Below are 20,836 nucleotides of genomic sequence, written 5' to 3'. Positions count from 1 at the left end.
TCTATAGGAGGTGGAACAATGTCTGGAATAATCGAAAAGAAAAAACAAGTGGTTGATGAAATCACTGAAAAATTTCGTGCGAGTCAAACTGCTGTGGTAGTTGATTACCGTGGACTTGATGTAGCCGAAGTTACAGCTTTGCGTAAAGAGCTTCGCGACGCAGGAATTGAATTTAAAGTTTACAAAAACACAATGACACGCCGTGCAGTTGCTGCTATTGATTTATCAGACCTGAGCGATACGTTGGTAGGACCGACTGCTATTGCTTTCAGTAATGACGACGTGGTAGCCCCTGCAAGAATTCTAAATAACTTTATGAGAGAACATGAAGCTTTGGAAATCAAAGGTGGAGTTATTGAAGGTAATGTTGCAACATTTGAACAAATTCAAGAGCTTGCTTTACTTCCAAACTACGAAGGTATGGTTTCAATGTTGCTTAGCGTACTTCAAGCACCTATTCGCAACTTTGCATATGTTACTAAAGCTATTTCGGAACAAAAAGAAGAACAAGGCGCATAATTTATGCCCCGCATTTTAAATAGGATTAAATTAAAATTATTAGGAGGAAATATATCATGACTAACGAAGAAATGATTGGCGCAATCAAAGAAATGTCAGTATTAGAATTAAACGATTTAGTTAAAGCTATTGAAGAAGAGTTTGGAGTAACTGCTGCTGCACCTGTAGCTGCTGCTGGAGCTGGAGCTGGGGCTGTCGAAGAAGAACAAACTGAATTTGATGTTGTTCTTACTAGTGCTGGAACAGCAAAAATCAAAGTTGTTAAAGCTGTTCGTGAAATCACTGGTCTTGGTCTTAAAGACGCAAAAGACATGGTTGATAACGCACCAAAAGCAATTAAAGAAGGCGTAGCTAAAGAAGAAGCTGAAGAAGTTAAAGCTAAACTTGAAGAAGCTGGCGCTGGAGTAGAAGTTAAATAATTAAGCTTTTCAATAATAGGAGCTCGTCGTATTTTCGGCGGGCTTTTTATCACGATTTCCCCTGCTTCGTACTCTTTTATTCGGACTGGGAAATTAACACAACATAATTACCACCTATTTGGGATAGGATTTTCTATTGATTGATGCGGCGTCATTGTTTTGTGTGCATACGATACAACTTTATTAGTGTGACTTACTCTCGCTGGTTAAGTTTTTATTATATATATTTATGGAGAGCGATAGGCTTTCCGATATCTTCTAATTCTAATTCTAATTCTAATTCTAATACTAAGTCAAAGTAGGTGCCCATATGTCTGAGCATTACTTTTCCAATAAACCTCAATCTAAAACTTCACCTAGAACATGGACCTATCAATTAAGAGGAAAAGAATATACGTTTAATAGTGATGTGGGCGTTTTTTCAAAAAATGAAGTAGATTTCGGTTCCAGGCTTTTAATTGAGCAATTTCGGGAACCGGGTATTTCCGGGGATCTATTGGATCTCGGGTGCGGATACGGACCAATCGGGATTTCATTAGCGGGTAGCTTTGAAGACCGTAAAGTAGTTATGGTTGATGTAAACGAGCGTGCGCTTGCACTCGCTGAAAAAAACGCCTCCGCCAATGCGGTGAGAAATACAGACGTCGTTCAGAGCGATCGTTTTTCCAGTTTAGCAGATAGGTCATTTGCGGCAATACTTACAAACCCGCCCATTAGAGCAGGCAAACAAGTTGTTCATCAAATGTTTGAGGAGTCCTTTGCAGCCTTGCTGCCAGGTGGTGAATTATGGGTTGTTATACAAAAGAAACAAGGAGCCCCTTCTGCAATAGAAAAAATAGAGATGTTGTTTGGAAATGTTGAAGTTGTGGCAAAAAGTAAAGGTTACTATATTCTGCGAGCCTTAAATAATTGACCGTGGAAAATTACTATGATAAGATTGGAAGATGCTAACATGGGGATTCTCTTGTCAAGAGATTTTTTCATGAATAGAAACGTATATTTCGAAGACTAACGGCAACACTGGTATAATCGAAGAAATTGAAGGTTTTTAATTAAGCCTTTTTTCTAGTTTACCAAAATAATTGCCATCTGTACAACCGGAAATTTGTTATATGGAAGTCGAGGATGTGAAAGCACTCTACTAATAGATAGTACTAACGGGTGCTGCGTTTTTGATATTAGAACTATAAATGGTTCTGCTTTCAAAGGCTTGTCTGGAATGCCGATAGACAGCCGAATGTTATGTATGTTAGTTTCAAAAAACAACCCGGGCAGGAAGTTCTCCGGTGCTGTTTTTTCTAAATATGATAAGCATTTTGTGGAAAAACTACTAAAATGTATGATTTAAGGGGTGAAGCAGTTGACAGGTCAACTAGTTCAGTATGGACGGCACCGCCAACGCAGGAGCTATGCACGTATCAGTGAGGTGTTGGAATTACCAAACCTAATCGAGATTCAAACCTCTTCTTATGAATGGTTCTTAGAAGAAGGTTTGAAAGAGATGTTCAAGGACATTTCTCCGATTGAGGATTTCACAGGGAACCTATCACTTGAATTTGTAGATTACAGTTTAGGTGAACCGAAATATCCTGTAGATGAATCAAAAGAAAGAGATGTTACGTACAATGCTCCACTTCGCGTGAAGGTTCGTTTGATTAATAATGAAACCGGTGAAGTGAAAGAACAAGAAGTATTCATGGGAGACTTCCCGCTCATGACAGATACAGGTACGTTTATTATTAATGGAGCTGAGCGTGTTATCGTTTCACAGCTCGTGCGTTCACCGAGTGTCTATTTTAACGAGAAAATCGATAAAAACGGAAAACGTGGCATTGCCGCGACTGTAATTCCAAACCGCGGTGCCTGGCTGGAATTTGAAACAGATGCTAAAGATGTTGCATATGTCCGTATTGACCGTACACGTAAAATGCCGATAACAGTGCTATTACGTGCACTTGGCTTTGGTACAGATCAGGAAATCATCGATCTGCTTGGAGAAAACGAATACTTAAGAAATACACTAGAAAAAGATAATACAGAAACGACCGACAAGGCACTTTTGGAAATCTATGAGCGACTTCGCCCCGGTGAACCGCCGACGGTAGATAATGCAAAAAGTCTGCTCGTCTCCCGTTTCTTTGACCCGAAACGTTATGACCTTGCTCATGTAGGTCGTTATAAAATGAACAAAAAACTTCATATAAAAAATCGTCTCTTCAACCAAGTATTAGCTGAATCGGTAGTAGATCCGGAGACTGGTGAAGTCCTAGCTGAAAAAGGAGAACGACTTGAACGTAAATTGCTCGATAAAATACTTCCTTATTTGGAAAGGGAAGAAGACCGATTTGGTGAAAGAGTAATAGAACCACATGACGGTGTTTTGGAAGACGAAATTTATATTCAGTCTGTCAAAATCATGGACCCAACAGACCCGAATGGAGAACGTGAATTAACTGTAATCGGAAATGGTGGAGCAGCAAAAGATACCAAAAATATTACGCCTGCTGATATTATGGCATCGATCAGTTACTTCTTTAATCTGCTTTACAAAGTTGGAGACACAGATGATATCGATCACCTGGGGAACCGCCGATTACGCTCTGTTGGTGAATTGCTGCAGAATCAATTCCGTATTGGGTTATCCCGTATGGAACGTGTTGTACGTGAAAGAATGTCTATTCAAGACACGTCAAGCGTTACACCACAGCAATTAATTAATATACGTCCGGTTATTGCATCAATTAAAGAATTCTTTGGAAGTTCGCAGCTATCTCAATTTATGGATCAAACCAACCCATTGGGAGAGTTGACGCATAAACGTCGTTTGTCAGCACTTGGACCCGGTGGTTTAACGCGTGAGCGTGCGGGCTTTGAAGTGCGTGATGTTCACTATTCCCACTACGGGCGTATGTGTCCGATTGAGACGCCTGAGGGACCGAACATTGGGTTGATTAACTCTCTATCAAGCTATGCGAAAGTTAATAAATTTGGTTTTATCGAATCGCCATATCGCCGGGTTGATCCAGAAACTGGTCAAGTTACTAACCAAATTGACTATTTAACAGCGGATGAACAAGATAATTATATTGTTGCACAGGCGAATGCACCTTTAACAGAAGATAGTACATTTGTTAATGAAGAGGTTATTGCTCGTTTCCGAGATGATAACATTATTGTTTCTCGTGACAAAATTGACTATATGGATGTATCACCTAAGCAGGTAGTTTCGGCTGCGACAGCTTGTATCCCGTTCTTGGAAAACGATGACTCCAACCGTGCATTAATGGGTGCGAACATGCAACGTCAGGCTGTTCCACTGATGAAACCGGAAGCGCCAATTGTTGGAACTGGTATGGAATACGTTAACGGAAAAGATTCCGGTGCAGCAGTTATTTGCCTTAATGACGGTATTGTTGAACGCGTAGAAGCAAAAGAAGTATTAGTTCGCCGTGTTTCGGAAGTTGACGGAAAAGAAGTACAAGGTGATTTAGAGCATTATAAATTGCAAAAGTACAAACGTTCAAATCAAGGAACTTGTTATAATCAAATCCCAATCGTAAGTGAGGGAGATCGAGTAACAAAAGGTGAAGTACTTGCTGATGGTCCTTCCATGGAAGATGGAGAACTGGCTCTAGGGCAAAATGTTCTTGTTGGTTTTATGACATGGGAAGGTTTCAACTATGAGGATGCCATTATCATGAGTGAAAGACTTGTTAAAGATGATGTCTATACTTCTATTCATATTGAAGAATTTGAATCTGAAGCTCGTGATACGAAGCTTGGGCCAGAAGAAATCACTAGAGATATCCCGAACGTCGGAGAAGACGCGTTAAAGAATCTTGACGAACAAGGAATTATCCGTGTTGGTGCAGAAGTGACGGACGGAGATATTCTGGTTGGGAAAGTTACTCCTAAAGGGGTTACTGAACTCTCTGCAGAAGAACGATTATTACATGCGATCTTTGGTGAAAAAGCCCGTGAAGTACGTGATACTTCATTACGTGTTCCACATGGTGGAGGCGGTATTGTTCTGGATGTTAAAATCTTCAACCGTGAAGATGGAGACGAACTGCCACCAGGTGTAAATCAATTGGTACGTGCTTATATTGTTCAGAAACGTAAGATTCATGAAGGCGACAAAATGGCTGGACGTCACGGTAATAAAGGGGTTATCTCCAAAATTTTACCGGAAGAAGACATGCCATTCATGCCTGATGGTACACCAATCGATATTATGCTTAACCCACTAGGGGTACCTTCTCGAATGAATATCGGACAAGTGTTTGAGTTGCATTTGGGAATGGCAGCAAGAACTCTTGGCATCCATGTTGCGAGTCCTGTATTTGACGGGGCAACGGAAGAAGATGTTTGGGAAACGCTTGATGAAGCTGGTATGCCTAGAGACGCAAAAACAGTACTTTATGATGGAAGAAGTGGAGAGGCATTTGATAATCGTGTGTCCGTAGGTATTATGTACATGATTAAACTTGCTCACATGGTTGATGATAAACTTCACGCCCGTTCAACAGGGCCATATTCATTAGTTACACAACAGCCGCTTGGTGGTAAAGCACAATTCGGTGGACAACGTTTTGGCGAGATGGAAGTTTGGGCACTTGAAGCATATGGAGCAGCTTATACACTACAGGAAATCCTGACAGTGAAATCCGATGATACGGTTGGACGTGTGAAAACATACGAAGCAATCGTTAAAGGTGATAACGTTCCTGAGCCAGGTGTTCCTGAATCATTCAAGGTTCTGATCAAAGAATTGCAAAGTCTCGGAATGGACGTTAAGATGCTTAACAGCTCTGAAGCGGAAATTGATATGCGTGAACTTGAAGAAGAAGAAGTTCAGGCAGCAACGAAGCTTAATATAGATGTAGAAGAGAATTAATTTTAAGTAGCGCAGATTTGGTTCAACAGTCTTTTTTTAGACCAAGGACCATTCTGCTGCTTGTATATAAATTTCACATGAATCCAGTGGTAAAATCGCACATTATAAAGGGAGGATTGCCCCTTGTTAGATGTAAATAAGTTTGAGTATATGAAAATTGGGCTAGCTTCACCAGAAAAGATTCGTTCTTGGTCATATGGTGAAGTGAAAAAGCCGGAAACAATTAACTACCGTACATTGAAGCCAGAAAAAGACGGTTTGTTCTGTGAAAGAATTTTCGGACCGCAAAAGGACTGGGAATGTCATTGTGGAAAATATAAACGTGTTCGTTACAAAGGTGTCGTTTGTGATCGTTGTGGCGTAGAGGTAACAAAATCAAAAGTTCGTCGTGAAAGAATGGGGCATCTTGAACTTGCTGCACCTGTTTCACATATCTGGTACTTTAAAGGAATTCCAAGCCGTATGGGTCTTGTTTTGGATATGTCTCCCCGAGCATTGGAAGAAGTGATTTACTTTGCGGCGTACATCGTTACAGATCCTGGTAATACCCCCTTAGAGAAAAAACAATTGTTATCTGAGAAGGAATTCCGTGGGTACTATGATAAGTACGGCAATACGTTCAAAGCGCAAATGGGTGCCGAAGCTATTCGTAAACTTTTACAGGATATCGATCTTGATAAAGAAGTTGATTCTTTAAGAGAAGAATTAAAAAGTGCTCAAGGACAACGTAGAACCAGAGCAATTAAGCGCTTGGAAGTAATGGAAGCCTTCCGTCATTCAGGTAATGATACAAGTTGGATGGTATTGGACGTTCTCCCTGTTATACCGCCGGAAATACGTCCGATGGTACAGCTTGATGGTGGAAGATTCGCTACTTCTGATTTGAATGATTTATACCGTCGAGTTATAAACCGTAACAATCGTTTGAAGCGCTTATTGGATTTGGGTGCACCTAGCATCATCGTTCAGAACGAAAAACGGATGCTTCAGGAGGCTGTTGATGCATTAATTGATAATGGCCGTCGCGGACGTCCAGTAACTGGACCAGGTAACAGACCATTGAAATCCTTATCGCATATGCTAAAAGGTAAGCAAGGTCGTTTCCGTCAAAACCTACTTGGAAAACGTGTGGATTATTCTGGTCGTTCCGTAATTGTAGTAGGTCCAAATCTTAAAATGTATCAATGTGGTCTTCCAAGAGAAATGGCTTTAGAGCTGTTCAAGCCATTTATCATGAAAGAGCTTGTTTCCAGAGGGCTAGCACATAATATTAAGTCTGCTAAACGTAAAATTGAACGTGTGCATTCGGATGTATGGGATGTGCTTGAAGATGTTATTAAAGAGCACCCGGTATTGCTTAACCGTGCACCAACATTGCATCGATTAGGTATTCAGGCTTTTGAACCAACATTGGTTGATGGTCGTGCAATTCGATTGCACCCATTGGTATGTACAGCTTACAACGCTGACTTTGATGGTGACCAAATGGCGGTTCACGTTCCATTGGGAGCAGAGGCTCAAGCGGAAGCTCGAATTTTAATGCTTGCTGCACAGAATATCTTGAATCCAAAAGATGGTAAACCAGTTGTAACACCTTCACAGGATATGGTATTAGGTAACTATTACCTAACACTTGAACGTGAAAAAGCAATTGGAGAAGGCAGCATTTTCAAAGACGCTAGTGAGGCAATGATTGCTTATCAGAATGGCTATGCACATTTGCATACAAGGGTGGCAGTACATGCGTCAAGCCTTAATAACAAAACATTTACAGAGGAACAAAACTCTCAAATGTTACTTACAACTGTGGGTAAATTGATTTTCAATGAAATCTTGCCTGACTCTTTCCCTTATATCAACGAACCATCCAAAATAAATCTGGTAGAGAAAACACCGGAACATTATTTTGTAGGACGTGGTACCGATATTAGAGAAGAGATCAAAAAACGTGAATTGGTCAAACCATTCAAAAAAGGTTTCCTAGGCGATATCATCGCTGAAGTATTTAAACGTTTCAAGATTACTGAAACATCAAGAATGCTTGACCGTATGAAAGACCTTGGTTTTAGCTATTCAACGAAAGCAGGTATGACTGTTGGTATTTCAGACATCGTCGTGTTAGCTGAAAAACAAGGAATACTTGATGAAGCGCAATCCAAAGTGGATAACGTACTCAAACAATTCCGTCGCGGTTTAATTACCGAAGAAGAACGTTATGAGCGAGTTATTTCTATCTGGACACAAGCAAAAGATGTTATTCAAAATAAATTGATGGGCTCCTTGAGTAACCGAAATCCTATCTTTATGATGAGTGACTCTGGTGCGAGGGGTAACGCATCCAACTTTACACAACTTGCCGGTATGCGTGGTTTGATGGCTGATCCATCTGGTAAAATCATCGAAATCCCGATTAAATCAAGTTTCCGTGAAGGTCTGACTGTATTGGAATACTTTATTTCCACTCACGGAGCACGTAAAGGACTTGCCGATACAGCTCTAAAAACAGCAGATTCTGGTTACTTAACAAGACGTTTAGTAGATGTTGCACAAGATGTAATCATTCGTGAGGAAGACTGTGGAACAGACCGTGGACTACCAGTATCTGCCTTGGTTGATGGTTCAGAAGTCATTGAACCATTAATCGATCGCTTAATTGGAAGAACTGCTTTCATTACTGTAAAACATCCTGAATCAGGTAAAGTAATTGTATCTAAAAACGAATTAATATCTGAAGACCAAGCTAAAAGAATTGTGGAAGCTAATGTGGAAGAGGTAACAATTCGAACAGCATTTACATGTAATACCAAACATGGCGTCTGCCAAAAATGCTATGGTCGCAACCTGGCAACAGGAGCTGATGTTGAAGTTGGCGAAGCTGTTGGTATCATCGCTGCTCAATCAATCGGTGAGCCGGGTACACAGTTAACAATGCGTACATTCCATACTGGCGGGGTTGCCGGAGATGATATTACACAAGGGTTACCACGTATTCAGGAACTATTTGAAGCTCGTAATCCGAAAGGTCAGGCAATCATTACTGAAATCTCCGGTTCTGTCTTGGAAGTTAAAGAAGTTAAAGACAAACAAGAAATCGTGGTACAGGGTGAGGTAGAACAACGTAGCTACGCTGTCCCATACAACGCTCGGATGAAAGTTGCAATTGGTGAAGAAGTAGTTACTGGGCAAGAGCTGACAGAAGGTTCCGTTGATCCGAAAGAACTTCTGCGTATTAAAGGTGTTGAAGGCGTGCAGGATTACCTGCTTCGTGAAGTTCAACGCGTTTACCGTATGCAAGGGGTGGAAATTGGTGATAAACACGTTGAAGTAATGGTGCGCCAGATGCTTCGTAAAATCCGTGTTACTTCTGCAGGAAATACGGAAGTATTACCAGGTTCTTTACTTGAATTACATCAATTCAAAGCTGCGAATCATCCTGTCCTTAATAGTGGAGGAGAGCCCGCAACAGGGCGCCCTGTATTGCTTGGTATTACAAAAGCTTCCCTTGAAACAGATTCATTTCTTTCAGCGGCATCTTTCCAAGAAACAACACGTGTTCTTACAGATGCAGCCATCAAAGGAAAACGAGACGAGTTGCTCGGACTCAAAGAAAATGTTATCATTGGGAAACTTGTTCCTGCGGGTACCGGAATGCCACAATACCGCAACATTAAGTCAGGTATGGACTTGCCGGAAACTACAGAAACAGAAGAAGAAACAGAAACTGTCCTATAATTAAATAATACCGGTTGATCAAAGCGGGGACGATTCACATATCGCCCCTGCCTCTAACCGGATTAATAGTTAATAAAGCAGTTAAACAAGAAAAAAATGTCGGAAACACCAAAAAATAATCATTTTTATATTGACATAAAAAATATAGGATGATAATATATTCAAGGTGCTTCCAATTATGCTTGTTACTTTGGAGGATACTCGGATGTCTTATGAAAAAGTGACGAAAAATAGGTCGCAAATAATTATTGGGACAAATCAAGCACTTAAAGCTATGCATAATGGTGAAATAAGTGAAGTGATTATTGCCGAAGATGCCAACAGGCAAATAACACAAAAAGTAGTCAGTTTAGCAAATGAACTAGGTATACCTTACCAGCATGTGGATTCCATGAAAACACTTGGTGCCGCTTGCGGTATAGAGGTTGGCACATCTACTGTTGCACTTAGGAAATAAACGTTTTGGCGTCACTTTAAACGCTAAAGCATTATTTTTTACCTAAAGATGAACCACCTGGATGTGTGGTATTACAACCGGTGTTCAGAAAATCTGATTGCTGTTTTAAATGAATAGCTATAATACAAGAAGGGAGGACATTAATAATGCCTACAATTAATCAGTTAGTACGTAAAGGTCGCGTAAGTAAAACTAGAAAGTCTGATTCACCAGCTCTAAACAAAGGTTACAATAGTTTCAAAAAGAGACTTACTGACCAAAGTTCTCCACAAAAACGTGGTGTTTGTACTCGTGTTGGTACTTTGACTCCAAAGAAGCCAAACTCAGCACTTCGTAAATATGCACGTGTTCGTTTGTCAAACAACATGGAAGTAACTGCATACATTCCTGGTATCGGACATAACCTGCAGGAGCACAGTGTTGTACTAATCCGTGGTGGTCGTGTAAAAGATTTACCAGGGGTACGTTATCACGTTGTTCGTGGTGCGCTTGATACTGCCGGAGTAGACGGTCGTATGCAAGGACGTTCCAAATACGGTACAAAAAAACCGAAAGCAAAAAAATAAATTCTAAAATAACCTAGATTAGGAAAGGAGGATTCTAATATGCCTCGTAAAGGACCAGTACCAAAACGTGATGTATTGCCAGATCCGCTTTATAATTCAAAATTAGTAACTCGTTTAATCAATCAAATCATGATTGATGGTAAACGTGGGAAAGCACAAAAAATCCTTTATAAAGCGTTTGAACAAGTTGCTGAAAGAAGTGGCCAAAACGCTATGGAAGTTTTTGAGCAAGCAATGAAAAATGTAATGCCTGTACTTGAAGTGCGTTCCCGCCGTGTTGGTGGTTCAAACTACCAAGTACCAGTTGAGGTTCGCCCTGAACGCCGTCAGGCATTAGGATTACGTTTTATCGTTAACTACTCACGCTTACGCGGAGAAAAAACGATGGAAGAGCGTCTTGCTAATGAAATTCTTGATGCTTCTAACAACATAGGAGCTGCTGTTAAGAAACGTGAAGATCTGCATAAAATGGCAGAAGCGAATAAAGCTTTCGCTCACTACCGTTGGTAATATAAATCTGACAAATGGTTTTATAAGGAAGGAGAGGATTAAATGGCTAGAGAGTTCTCCTTGGAAAATACGCGTAATATTGGTATTATGGCCCACATTGATGCGGGTAAAACAACAACTACTGAGCGTATACTTTTCTATACAGGACGTATTCATAAAATTGGTGAAACACACGAAGGTGCTTCACAAATGGATTGGATGGAGCAAGAGCAAGAGCGTGGGATTACAATTACTTCCGCAGCAACAACTGCTTCATGGAAAAATCATCGAATTAACATTATCGACACACCTGGACACGTAGATTTCACAGTTGAAGTTGAACGTTCATTACGTGTGCTTGATGGTGCTGTAACAGTTTTGGATGCACAATCAGGTGTTGAACCACAAACCGAAACAGTATGGCGTCAAGCCACAACATACGGTGTACCGCGTATTGTTTTCATTAATAAAATGGATAAAACCGGTGCTGACTTTCTATACTCCACTGGTACTTTAAGAGATCGTTTAGGTGCTAATGCGCATCCTATACAGATGCCTATCGGTGCTGAAGATGAATTCAACGGAATTATTGACTTGGTTAAAATGGAAGCTCATTTCTATTTAGATGATCTTGGAACACGTGAAGAAGCTCGTGAAATTCCGGATGAATATAAAGAACAAGCTGAAGAATTACGTGCAAACTTAATTGAAGCAGTTTCTGAAACAAACGAAGAACTAATGATGAAGTACCTTGAGGGAGAGGAAATCTCGATTGAGGAACTTAATGAAGCGATTCGTATAGCAACATTGAATGTTGATTTCTACCCAGTATTATGTGGGTCAGCATTTAAAAACAAAGGTGTTCAATTAATGCTAGATGCTGTTCTTGCTTATCTTCCTGCTCCAACTGATGTGCCTCCAATTGAAGGTATTGTTCCTGGAACTGAAGAAAAAGTTACTCGTCTGTCTTCTGATGATGCACCATTCTCAGCTTTAGCATTTAAAGTTATGACAGATCCATTCGTTGGTAAATTAACATTCTTCCGCGTATATTCTGGGACTTTAAAATCTGGATCTTATGTAAGAAACTCTGTAAAGGATAAGCGTGAACGTGTAGGTCGTATCCTACAAATGCACGCTAACTCTCGTGAAGAGATTTCTGTTGCATACTCAGGAGAAATTGCTGCAGCTATAGGTCTGAAAGATACTTCAACTGGTGACACGCTTTGTGATGAAAAAGATTTAGTTATCTTGGAATCCATGGATTTCCCAGAGCCGGTTATCTCGGTTGCTATTGAACCAAAAACAAAAGCCGACCAAGATAAAATGGGTATTTCATTAGCTAAATTAGCTGAAGAAGATCCTACTTTCAGAACTGAAACCGACCAAGAAACTGGTCAAACGATTATTTCCGGTATGGGTGAACTTCACCTTGATATCATTGTTGATCGTATGAGACGCGAATTTAAAGTTGAAGCTAATGTTGGTGCACCTCAGGTTTCTTATCGCGAAACATTCCGTGGATCCGCATCAGTAGAAGGTAAATTTGTTCGTCAATCTGGTGGACGTGGACAGTTCGGACACGTTTGGGTTAAATTCGAACCTAATGAAGAAGGCGCTGGATTTGAATTCGAAAATAAAATTGTTGGTGGGGTTGTTCCACGTGAATATATCCCTGCTGTTGAACAAGGTATTCGTGAATCAATGGCCAACGGTGTCTTAGCTGGATATCCATTGATCGACATCAAAGCTTCTTTATATGATGGAAGTTATCATGATGTTGACTCGAATGAAATGGCATTTAAAGTTGCTGCTTCAATGGCATTGAAAGCAGCGAAAACAAAATGTAATCCTGTACTTCTTGAACCAATGATGAGAGTTGAAATCGTTATTCCTGAAGAGTACATGGGAGACATCATGGGTGATGTTACTTCACGCCGTGGACGAATTGAAGGTATGGAAACACGCGGTAACGCACAACTTGTTAAAGGGTTTGTGCCACTTGCTGAAATGTTTGGTTACGCAACAGCATTGCGTTCGAACACACAAGGTCGCGGTACTTATACGATGTCATTCGATCACTATGAAGAAACACCTAAGAGCGTCACAGAAGAAATCATCAAGAAAAATGCTGGTCAATAATTGATTTTTTCTATCATTTAACGTATAACAATTAGTAAAGGCTAATGGTATAAACCACATTTATCCCATTAGCGCCAACTAATTACAATAAAATGTATTTATTTAAAGGAGGAACTATAAATGGGTAAAGAAAAGTTTGATCGCTCTAAAAGTCACGTGAATGTTGGTACAATCGGACACGTTGACCATGGTAAAACGACATTAACTGCTGCTATTACAACTGTTATGGCTAAAAGAAACGGTAATGGTACTGCAATGGGGTATGACCAAATTGATGGTGCTCCAGAAGAAAAAGAACGTGGAATTACAATCTCAACATCACACGTAGAATATGAAACTGCAACTCGTCACTATGCACACGTTGACTGCCCGGGTCACGCTGACTACGTTAAAAATATGATTACTGGTGCTGCTCAGATGGATGGAGCTATTCTTGTAGTATCCGCTGCTGATGGCCCAATGCCACAAACTCGTGAGCATATCCTGCTTTCACGTAACGTTGGGGTTCCTACAATCGTAGTATTCCTTAACAAAACGGATATGGTTGATGACGACGAGCTACTAGAATTAGTAGAAATGGAAGTTCGTGATTTATTAACAGAATACGATTTCCCTGGTGATGATGTACCAGTTGTTAGTGGTTCTGCTCTTAAAGCTCTTGAAGGCGATGAAGAATACGAAGAAAAAATCGTAGAATTGATGGCTGCTGTTGATGAGTATGTTCCAACTCCAGAACGTGATACTGACAAACCATTCATGATGCCTGTTGAGGATGTATTCTCAATCACTGGTCGTGGAACAGTTGCTACTGGACGTGTTGAACGTGGTCAAGTTAAAGTCGGAGATGAAGTTGAAATCATCGGTCTTAACGAAGCACCTGGTAAAACAATTGTAACTGGTGTTGAAATGTTCCGTAAGCTTCTTGACTATGCTGAAGCTGGCGATAACATTGGAGCGCTATTACGTGGTGTTGCACGTGAAGATATCAACCGTGGTCAAGTTCTTGCTAAACCAGGTTCGATTACTCCACATACAAACTTCAAATCTGAAGTATATGTATTATCAAAAGAAGAAGGTGGACGTCATACTCCATTCTTCACAAACTATCGCCCGCAGTTCTACTTCCGTACAACTGACGTAACTGGTGTAGTATCACTTCCAGAAGGCGTTGAAATGGTAATGCCTGGTGATAACATCGAAATGACAATTGAATTAATATCACCAATCGCTCTTGAAGACGGTACACGTTTCTCAATTCGTGAAGGTGGACGTACTGTTGGATCTGGTGTTGTATCATCTATCCAAAAATAATGCAATAACAAGAAAACAGACAGCGTGACGACGCTGTCTTTTTTTTGTGTCAATTTATTTTTAGAAGATGATAACTACGGTTATTCGTTCCGTTTGAAAAGATTAATTGCCTTGTTAAAAAATCTAACAAGTACGACATTCATATGAGACTATGTTTAAATGTAATCAAACTAAGGAAAAACGATAATGTAAGACTAGCAAAATATTGTAATTCTATGAGTTAATCAGATGTCTCTCGTAAAAAGTTCAAAAAGATTTTTATATACACTTGCATTGACCGTTAATTATATGTATAATACAGAAATGCGCAATCGTCTATTGGTATTAAAATAATAGGGGTTGCATTGAGACTACATTTTTAGTATAATATTAATGTTGGTCATTTAAGGCGATGATGTGGAAGGTTGTTGGCACACACGGCCCCTTTGCCATGGCGGAGTGCTAAGAAATTTTCACGGAGAATGTCTGTATGAATATGGGCGAAAAGGAGGGAAAATAATGGCAAAAGAAAAAATTAGAATTCGTTTAAAAGCATATGATCACCGTATTTTAGATCAATCTGCTGAAAAAATTGTTGATACTGCAAAACGTTCGGGTGCAAAAGTATCTGGACCGATTCCATTACCAACTGAGAGATCTATCTATACAGTACTGCGCGCGGTGCATAAGTATAAAGATTCTCGCGAACAATTCGAAATGCGTACTCATAAACGTCTAATCGATATTGTTGATCCAACTCCAAAGACTGTTGATTCGCTAATGCGTCTTGACTTACCATCTGGTGTGGACATTGAAATTAAACTATAAAATTTAAGTTAAATATAGGAGGTGTAACGGATGACGAAAGGAATCTTAGGTCGTAAAATCGGCATGACTCAGCTTTTTTCTGATAACGGAGAATTGGTACCAGTAACGGTTATACAGGCTGAGCCAAACGTAGTTTTGCAAAAGAGAACATTAGAAAATGATGGTTACGAAGCGTTGCAAATCGGTTTTGCAGATAAAAAGAAATCACGTACAAACAAAGCGGAAAAAGGTCATGCTGAAAAAGCAAACACAGCCCCTAAGCGCTACGTTCGTGAAATCCGTGACGCAGAACTTGACAGCTTTGAAATTGGTCAAGAAATCAGCGTTGAAGTTTTTCAGGCCGGAGACAAAGTTGATGTAACAGGGACTTCAAAAGGGAAAGGTTTCCAGGGTGTTATTAAACGTCACGGACAACGACGTGGACCAATGACCCACGGTTCTCATTTCCATAGATCTCCAGGTTCAATGGGGGATGTTGACCCAATGCGTGTTTTCAAAGGTAAAAACTTACCAGGACACATGGGTGCTGAACAAGTAACTATACAAAACCTTGAAATCGTAAGTGTAGATGTTGAAAAGAATATTCTACTAGTAAAAGGTAATGTCCCTGGTGCTAAAAAATCTTACGTTCGAGTATCAAGTGCAGTAAAAGGTAACTAATCACACATACGAAGGGAGGATATGTCATGCCTAAAGTAGCACTTTTAAAACAAGATGGAAGTAATGCAGGAGATATCGAATTAAACGATTCCGTTTTCGGTATTGAGCCAAATACACATGTATTGCACGAAGCAGTAGTGATGCAACGTGCATCATTAAGGCAAGGTACACATGCTGTGAAAAATCGCTCTGATGTACGCGGTGGTGGTCGTAAGCCGTGGCGTCAAAAAGGAACAGGTCGTGCACGTCAAGGTTCTATTCGTTCACCACAATGGGTTGGCGGTGGAGTTGTTTTCGGACCTACACCACGCAGCTATAGCTATAAACTACCGAAGAAAGTACGTCGTTTAGCGCTTAAATCTGCATTGTCTTCTAAAGTAAAAGAAGAAAACTTGTTAGTTTTAGACAGCATCGGATTTGATGTTCCAAAAACAAAAGAAGTTATAAAAATGCTAGATGCTCTTAAAGTTGATACAAAAGTATTGATCGTGACTGCTGATAAAGACGAAAAAGTTATTCGTTCAGCAAATAACCTTCAAACTGTTAAAGTATTAACCGTAGAAGAAATGAATGTACTAGACTTGCTTTCGCATGACAAGCTGATCATTTCTAAAGATGCAGCTGAAAAAGCAGGGGAGGTGCTCGCATAATGAAAGATTCACGTGATGTGATAAAGCGCCCTGTCATTACAGAGAATTCCGCTGACTTAATGGCAGACAAAAAATATACGTTTGAAGTATCTACAAAAGCAAACAAAACTGAGATCAAAGATGCAGTTGAGTTAATTTTTGGTGTCAAGGTAGAAAAAGTCAACACTATGAATATTAAAGGTAAATTTAAGCGAATGGGCCGTTACGGTGGATATCGCTCAAATCGCAAAAAAGCTATCGTACAGCTTACAGAAGACAGTAAAGAATTGGACTTCTTTGAAGCTTAATCCAAAAATATCGTGAAGGAGGGAATAAGATGGCGATTAAAAAATTCAAACCAACCTCAAGCGGTAGACGTAATATGTCTGTATCAGACTTTGCAGAGATAACTACGGATACTCCTGAGAAATCCCTTTTAGCTCCATTACACAAACATGGTGGTCGTAATAACCAAGGGAGATTAACGGTTCGTCATCAAGGTGGCGGTCATAAACGTCAATACCGTATTATCGACTTTAAACGTGATAAAGATGGTATACCAGGACGCGTTGCTACAGTCGAGTATGATCCAAACCGTTCAGCAAATATTGCATTAATCAATTATGCTGACGGAGAAAAACGTTATATTTTAGCTCCAAAAGGACTAAAAGTAGGGCAGGTAATTGAATCAGGAGAAGCTGCAGATATCAAATCTGGTAATGCACTTCCACTTGGAAAAATTCCTGTAGGTACAATCATTCACAACATCGAATTAAAACCAGGACGCGGTGGACAAATCGCTCGTTCAGCTGGTGCAGAAGCGCAAATCCTAGGCCGTGAAGAGAAATACACGCTAGTTCGTTTGTCTTCAGGTGAAGTTCGTTTAATCCTAACTACTTGCCGTGCTACAATCGGTCAGGTTGGTAACATTGAACATGAACTTATCCGCGTCGGTAAAGCTGGTCGTTCACGCTGGATGGGTATCCGCCCAACTGTTCGTGGTTCTGTAATGAACCCTAATGATCACCCACACGGTGGTGGTGAAGGTCGTGCTCCAATCGGGCGTAAATCGCCAATGTCACCATGGGGTAAACCAACACTTGGTTACAAAACGCGTAAACGAAACAAACCGTCTGATAAATATATCGTTCGTAAACGTAAAAAATAAGCGGATTAATGGACGGGAACTAAGACCCGTCTCTCAATTGCGGAAGGAGGTTTATCCATGGGTCGTAGCTTAAAAAAAGGACCTTTTGCAGATGACCATCTATTAAAGAAAATTGATGTATTAAACGAAGATGACAAGAAACAGGTTGTTAAAACTTGGTCACGTCGTTCAACAATTTTCCCGACATTTATTGGTCATACAATAGCTGTATATGATGGACGCAAACACGTTCCAGTATATGTTACAGAAGATATGGTCGGACATAAATTAGGTGAATTCGCACCAACTCGTACGTATAGAGGACACACCGGTGACGATAAGAAAACAAAACGTTAATGAGAGGAGGTATCAGGCATGCAAGCTAAAGCCGTTGCGAAATCAGTTCGTATTGCTCCTCGTAAAGTTCGTTTAGTGGTAGATCTAATTCGAGGAAAAAATGTTGGTGAGGCAATTGCCATTTTACGCCATACACAACGCGGTGCTTCTCCAGTCGTAGAAAAAGTTTTGAATTCTGCTGTTGCAAATGCAGAACATAACTATGAAATGGATACAGATAATCTAGTGATTTCTGAAGCATTCGTTAATGAAGGTGCTACATTGAAACGTTTCCGTCCACGTGCACAAGGACGCGCAAGTAAAATTAACAAACGCACAAGCCATATTACAGTTGTGGTAACTGAAAAAAAGGAGGGATAGTCAGTGGGTAATAAAGTGAATCCAACAGGTCTTCGCATAGGTGTCATTAAAGACTGGGAGTCTAAATGGTATGCTGGTAAAGACTATGCAGACTTACTGCATGAAGATATTAAAATCAGAGAATATCTTGAAAACCGCTTAAGTACAGCTGCTGTTTCTTCTATCGAAATCGAACGTGCAGCAAACCGTGTAAACATTACAATTCACACTGGGAAACCAGGAATGGTAATTGGTAAAGGCGGCTCAGAAGTTGAAGCTCTACGTAAATCATTAAACAGCTTGACAGGCAAGAGAGTTCATATCAATATTGTTGAGATCAAAAAAGTGGATCTTAACGCTAAATTGGTTGCAGACAACATTGCTCGTCAATTAGAAAGTCGTATTTCATTCCGTCGTGCTCAAAAGCAAACTATCCAACGTGCAATACGTGGGGGAGCTAAAGGAATTAAAACTCAAGTTTCCGGACGTCTTGGTGGAGCAGATATCGCTCGTGCGGAACATTATAGTGAAGGAACAGTACCACTACACACATTACGTGCTGATATTGACTATGGTACAGCAGAAGCTGATACTACTTATGGTAAATTAGGTGTTAAAGTGTGGATCTATCGTGGAGAAGTCCTTCCAACTAAAACCAACAAATAAGGGAGGGGGCTCATTACTATGTTAATGCCTAAACGTGTTAAATATCGTAGACAACATCGTGGTAAAATGAGAGGCCAAGCAAAAGGTGGCACAACAGTCGCTTTTGGTGAATACGGTTTACAAGCTACAGAAGCTTCTTGGATTACAAGCCGCCAAATTGAGGCAGCTCGTATTGCAATGACTCGTTACATGAAACGTGGTGGTAAAGTCTGGATTAAAATTTTCCCAGATAAGCCATATACTGCAAAACCGCTAGAAGTTCGAATGGGTTCCGGTAAAGGTGCTCCTGAAGGATGGGTAGCAGTAGTTAAACCAGGAAAAATCTTGTTTGAAATCGCAGGTGTTCCAGAAGAAGTCGCTCGTGAAGCATTAAGACTTGCATCACATAAACTGCCGATTAAAACTAAATTCGTAAAACGTGAAGAAATTGGTGGTGAAAGCAATGAAGGCTAATGAAATCAGAGATCTAACCACTGCCGAAATTGAACAAAAAGTTAAAGGTTTAAAAGAAGAACTATTTAATTTACGCTTCCAGCTTGCTACTGGTCAGTTGGAAAACACTGCACGAATTCGTGAAGTACGTAAAGGAATCGCACGTATGAAAACAGTTGTACGTCAGCGTGAATTAAGCGTAAATAACTGATTCTAAAGAGAGGAGGTTAGCCTCAATGACTGAACGTAATAATCGTAAAGTATATACAGGTCGTGTTGTTTCCGATAAATCGGATAAAACAATTACAGTTTTAATTGAAACTTACAAATTCCATCAATTATATGGCAAACGTGTTAAATATTCTAAAAAATTCAAAGCACATGATGAAAATAATGTTGCAAAAACAGGTGATGTGGTTCGCATCATGGAAACTCGTCCGCTATCAGCTACGAAACGTTTTCGTTTGCTAGAAGTAACAGTAGAAGCGGTAATTATCTAACTAAAGTTCGCTCGGAAGGTATCCGAAGGGAGGTCACAGCGTTATGATTCAACAAGAAACTCGTTTAAAAGTTGCAGATAACTCTGGTGCTCGTGAAGTATTGACCATTAAAGTATTGGGTGGATCAGGACGTAAGACTGCTAATATTGGTGATGTAATTGTTTGTACCGTCAAACAAGCAACACCAGGCGGCGTTGTCAAAAAAGGCGAAGTTGTTAAAGCAGTAATCGTACGTACTAAATCTGGTGCACGCCGTAAAGATGGATCATACATCCGTTTTGATGAAAATGCTGCCGTAATTATCCGTGATGATAAAAGTCCAAGAGGAACTCGTATCTTCGGACCAGTTGCACGTGAATTACGTGATGCTAAGTTCATGAAAATCGTATCTCTAGCTCCAGAAGTGTTATAAGAATGAATTACCTTGTCAAGGAGGTGCGTTAAGAATGCATGTAAAAAAAGGTGATAAAGTAAAAGTATTGTCCGGTAAAGACCGCGGTAAAACAGGCACTATATTAGAAGCATTTCCGAAAAAAGAGCGTGTGCTTGTAGAAGGAATCAATATGATTCAAAAGCATGCAAAACCTTCTCAAGAGAATCCGCAAGGCGGAATTCTCAACATGGAAGCTCCAATTCATGTTTCTAATGTAATGCCAATCGATCCAAAATCCGGTGAGCCAACTCGTGTTGGATATGAAGTACGAGACGGAAAGAAAGTCCGCATCGCTAAAAAATCCGGTGAAGCATTAGATAAATAATTTAGCGAC

The 20,836-nt window shown here is 40.1% G+C and carries 23 protein-coding genes; all 23 read left to right on the top strand.

Going from position 1 to position 20,836, the window contains the following annotated elements:
- Positions 1–18 precede the first annotated feature (18 nt).
- The 23 genes from rplJ to rplX all read left to right on the top strand — a co-directional run bounded on the left by rplJ (position 19) and on the right by rplX (position 20,827).
- A complete protein-coding gene (gene rplJ / locus ACHABU_RS19035) occupies positions 19–519 on the top strand; it encodes a 50S ribosomal protein L10 (RefSeq protein WP_435766540.1) in 501 nt (166 codons plus the stop codon).
- Between the two features lie 56 nt (positions 520–575).
- Positions 576–938, top strand: coding sequence for a 50S ribosomal protein L7/L12 (rplL, locus tag ACHABU_RS19030; RefSeq protein WP_435766539.1), 363 nt, complete (start codon positions 576–578; stop codon positions 936–938).
- 310 nt (positions 939–1,248) lie between these two features.
- The gene (locus ACHABU_RS19025; protein WP_435766538.1) at positions 1,249–1,851 is read left to right on the top strand and encodes a class I SAM-dependent methyltransferase; all 603 of its coding nucleotides are present in this window, start codon (positions 1,249–1,251) and stop codon (positions 1,849–1,851) included.
- Positions 1,852–2,298: 447 nt separating this feature from the next.
- Positions 2,299–5,835 (top strand): DNA-directed RNA polymerase subunit beta, encoded by a 3,537-nt coding sequence (rpoB, locus tag ACHABU_RS19020; RefSeq protein ID WP_435766537.1) that lies wholly within the window; start codon positions 2,299–2,301, stop codon positions 5,833–5,835.
- 123 nt (positions 5,836–5,958) lie between these two features.
- Positions 5,959–9,567 (top strand): DNA-directed RNA polymerase subunit beta', encoded by a 3,609-nt coding sequence (rpoC, locus tag ACHABU_RS19015; RefSeq protein WP_435766536.1) that lies wholly within the window; start codon positions 5,959–5,961, stop codon positions 9,565–9,567.
- Between the two features lie 205 nt (positions 9,568–9,772).
- Entirely contained in the window at positions 9,773–10,024 is a 252-nt protein-coding gene (locus tag ACHABU_RS19010; protein WP_435766535.1) for a ribosomal L7Ae/L30e/S12e/Gadd45 family protein, read from the top strand.
- Between the two features lie 146 nt (positions 10,025–10,170).
- Entirely contained in the window at positions 10,171–10,590 is a 420-nt protein-coding gene (rpsL, locus tag ACHABU_RS19005) for a 30S ribosomal protein S12 (protein WP_435766534.1), read from the top strand.
- Between the two features lie 39 nt (positions 10,591–10,629).
- The gene (gene rpsG / locus ACHABU_RS19000; protein ID WP_435766533.1) at positions 10,630–11,100 is read left to right on the top strand and encodes a 30S ribosomal protein S7; all 471 of its coding nucleotides are present in this window, start codon (positions 10,630–10,632) and stop codon (positions 11,098–11,100) included.
- Between the two features lie 42 nt (positions 11,101–11,142).
- Positions 11,143–13,221, top strand: a complete 2,079-nt coding sequence (gene fusA, locus ACHABU_RS18995) for an elongation factor G (protein WP_435766532.1) — start codon at positions 11,143–11,145, stop codon at positions 13,219–13,221.
- A gap of 120 nt (positions 13,222–13,341) precedes the next feature.
- Positions 13,342–14,532, top strand: coding sequence for an elongation factor Tu (gene tuf / locus ACHABU_RS18990; RefSeq protein WP_435766531.1), 1,191 nt, complete (start codon positions 13,342–13,344; stop codon positions 14,530–14,532).
- A gap of 498 nt (positions 14,533–15,030) precedes the next feature.
- Positions 15,031–15,339 (top strand): 30S ribosomal protein S10, encoded by a 309-nt coding sequence (rpsJ, locus tag ACHABU_RS18985; protein ID WP_435766530.1) that lies wholly within the window; start codon positions 15,031–15,033, stop codon positions 15,337–15,339.
- 30 nt (positions 15,340–15,369) lie between these two features.
- Positions 15,370–15,999, top strand: coding sequence for a 50S ribosomal protein L3 (gene rplC, locus ACHABU_RS18980; RefSeq protein ID WP_435766529.1), 630 nt, complete (start codon positions 15,370–15,372; stop codon positions 15,997–15,999).
- Positions 16,000–16,025: 26 nt separating this feature from the next.
- Positions 16,026–16,649 carry a 50S ribosomal protein L4 gene (gene rplD, locus ACHABU_RS18975; protein ID WP_435766528.1) on the top strand — a complete coding sequence of 208 codons (624 nt, stop codon included), beginning with the start codon at positions 16,026–16,028 and terminating at the stop codon, positions 16,647–16,649.
- Positions 16,649–16,936 (top strand): 50S ribosomal protein L23, encoded by a 288-nt coding sequence (gene rplW / locus ACHABU_RS18970; RefSeq protein WP_379498156.1) that lies wholly within the window; start codon positions 16,649–16,651, stop codon positions 16,934–16,936. Before rplD ends, rplW begins: the two co-directional genes overlap by 1 nt.
- 29 nt (positions 16,937–16,965) lie before the next feature.
- Complete coding sequence (gene rplB, locus ACHABU_RS18965; protein WP_435766527.1) at positions 16,966–17,796, top strand: 50S ribosomal protein L2; 831 nt, start codon at positions 16,966–16,968, stop codon at positions 17,794–17,796.
- Between the two features lie 57 nt (positions 17,797–17,853).
- Positions 17,854–18,132 carry a 30S ribosomal protein S19 gene (gene rpsS / locus ACHABU_RS18960; protein WP_435766526.1) on the top strand — a complete coding sequence of 93 codons (279 nt, stop codon included), beginning with the start codon at positions 17,854–17,856 and terminating at the stop codon, positions 18,130–18,132.
- Between the two features lie 18 nt (positions 18,133–18,150).
- Positions 18,151–18,492: a 50S ribosomal protein L22 gene (gene rplV / locus ACHABU_RS18955; protein ID WP_379498153.1), complete on the top strand. Its 342-nt coding sequence runs from the start codon at positions 18,151–18,153 to the stop codon at positions 18,490–18,492.
- 3 nt (positions 18,493–18,495) lie between these two features.
- The gene (rpsC, locus tag ACHABU_RS18950) at positions 18,496–19,137 is read left to right on the top strand and encodes a 30S ribosomal protein S3 (protein ID WP_435766525.1); all 642 of its coding nucleotides are present in this window, start codon (positions 18,496–18,498) and stop codon (positions 19,135–19,137) included.
- An 18-nt stretch (positions 19,138–19,155) separates the two neighbouring features.
- Entirely contained in the window at positions 19,156–19,590 is a 435-nt protein-coding gene (rplP, locus tag ACHABU_RS18945) for a 50S ribosomal protein L16 (protein ID WP_435766524.1), read from the top strand.
- On the top strand, positions 19,580–19,780 hold the full coding sequence (gene rpmC, locus ACHABU_RS18940; RefSeq protein WP_379498151.1) for a 50S ribosomal protein L29: 201 nt from the start codon (positions 19,580–19,582) through the stop codon (positions 19,778–19,780). Before rplP ends, rpmC begins: the two co-directional genes overlap by 11 nt.
- A gap of 25 nt (positions 19,781–19,805) precedes the next feature.
- Positions 19,806–20,069 (top strand): 30S ribosomal protein S17, encoded by a 264-nt coding sequence (rpsQ, locus tag ACHABU_RS18935; RefSeq protein ID WP_435766523.1) that lies wholly within the window; start codon positions 19,806–19,808, stop codon positions 20,067–20,069.
- 43 nt (positions 20,070–20,112) lie between these two features.
- Positions 20,113–20,481 carry a 50S ribosomal protein L14 gene (rplN, locus tag ACHABU_RS18930; RefSeq protein WP_036578659.1) on the top strand — a complete coding sequence of 123 codons (369 nt, stop codon included), beginning with the start codon at positions 20,113–20,115 and terminating at the stop codon, positions 20,479–20,481.
- Between the two features lie 34 nt (positions 20,482–20,515).
- Positions 20,516–20,827: a 50S ribosomal protein L24 gene (rplX, locus tag ACHABU_RS18925; RefSeq protein WP_435766522.1), complete on the top strand. Its 312-nt coding sequence runs from the start codon at positions 20,516–20,518 to the stop codon at positions 20,825–20,827.
- The last annotated feature ends 9 nt before the right edge of the window (positions 20,828–20,836 follow it).

This window comes from Oceanobacillus sp. CF4.6 (assembly GCF_051262635.1).
In the GTDB taxonomy this organism is placed as follows: Bacteria; Bacillota; Bacilli; order Bacillales; family Amphibacillaceae; genus Oceanobacillus.
This window is presented reverse-complemented; position numbering and strand designations above follow the sequence as displayed.

What these genes read in the sequence shown, in the direction of transcription:
- rplJ (WP_435766540.1), top strand. Translation starts at nt 19, where the DNA reads ATGTCTGGAATAATCGAAAAGAAAAAACAAGTGGTTGATGAAATCACT.
- rplL (WP_435766539.1), top strand. Translation starts at nt 576, where the DNA reads ATGACTAACGAAGAAATGATTGGCGCAATCAAAGAAATGTCAGTATTA.
- ACHABU_RS19025 (WP_435766538.1), top strand. Translation starts at nt 1,249, where the DNA reads ATGTCTGAGCATTACTTTTCCAATAAACCTCAATCTAAAACTTCACCT.
- ACHABU_RS19010 (WP_435766535.1), top strand. Translation starts at nt 9,773, where the DNA reads ATGTCTTATGAAAAAGTGACGAAAAATAGGTCGCAAATAATTATTGGG.
- rpsL (WP_435766534.1), top strand. Translation starts at nt 10,171, where the DNA reads ATGCCTACAATTAATCAGTTAGTACGTAAAGGTCGCGTAAGTAAAACT.
- rpsG (WP_435766533.1), top strand. Translation starts at nt 10,630, where the DNA reads ATGCCTCGTAAAGGACCAGTACCAAAACGTGATGTATTGCCAGATCCG.
- fusA (WP_435766532.1), top strand. Translation starts at nt 11,143, where the DNA reads ATGGCTAGAGAGTTCTCCTTGGAAAATACGCGTAATATTGGTATTATG.
- tuf (WP_435766531.1), top strand. Translation starts at nt 13,342, where the DNA reads ATGGGTAAAGAAAAGTTTGATCGCTCTAAAAGTCACGTGAATGTTGGT.
- rpsJ (WP_435766530.1), top strand. Translation starts at nt 15,031, where the DNA reads ATGGCAAAAGAAAAAATTAGAATTCGTTTAAAAGCATATGATCACCGT.
- rplC (WP_435766529.1), top strand. Translation starts at nt 15,370, where the DNA reads ATGACGAAAGGAATCTTAGGTCGTAAAATCGGCATGACTCAGCTTTTT.
- rplD (WP_435766528.1), top strand. Translation starts at nt 16,026, where the DNA reads ATGCCTAAAGTAGCACTTTTAAAACAAGATGGAAGTAATGCAGGAGAT.
- rplW (WP_379498156.1), top strand. Translation starts at nt 16,649, where the DNA reads ATGAAAGATTCACGTGATGTGATAAAGCGCCCTGTCATTACAGAGAAT.
- rplB (WP_435766527.1), top strand. Translation starts at nt 16,966, where the DNA reads ATGGCGATTAAAAAATTCAAACCAACCTCAAGCGGTAGACGTAATATG.
- rpsS (WP_435766526.1), top strand. Translation starts at nt 17,854, where the DNA reads ATGGGTCGTAGCTTAAAAAAAGGACCTTTTGCAGATGACCATCTATTA.
- rplV (WP_379498153.1), top strand. Translation starts at nt 18,151, where the DNA reads ATGCAAGCTAAAGCCGTTGCGAAATCAGTTCGTATTGCTCCTCGTAAA.
- rplP (WP_435766524.1), top strand. Translation starts at nt 19,156, where the DNA reads ATGTTAATGCCTAAACGTGTTAAATATCGTAGACAACATCGTGGTAAA.
- rpmC (WP_379498151.1), top strand. Translation starts at nt 19,580, where the DNA reads ATGAAGGCTAATGAAATCAGAGATCTAACCACTGCCGAAATTGAACAA.
- rpsQ (WP_435766523.1), top strand. Translation starts at nt 19,806, where the DNA reads ATGACTGAACGTAATAATCGTAAAGTATATACAGGTCGTGTTGTTTCC.
- rplN (WP_036578659.1), top strand. Translation starts at nt 20,113, where the DNA reads ATGATTCAACAAGAAACTCGTTTAAAAGTTGCAGATAACTCTGGTGCT.
- rplX (WP_435766522.1), top strand. Translation starts at nt 20,516, where the DNA reads ATGCATGTAAAAAAAGGTGATAAAGTAAAAGTATTGTCCGGTAAAGAC.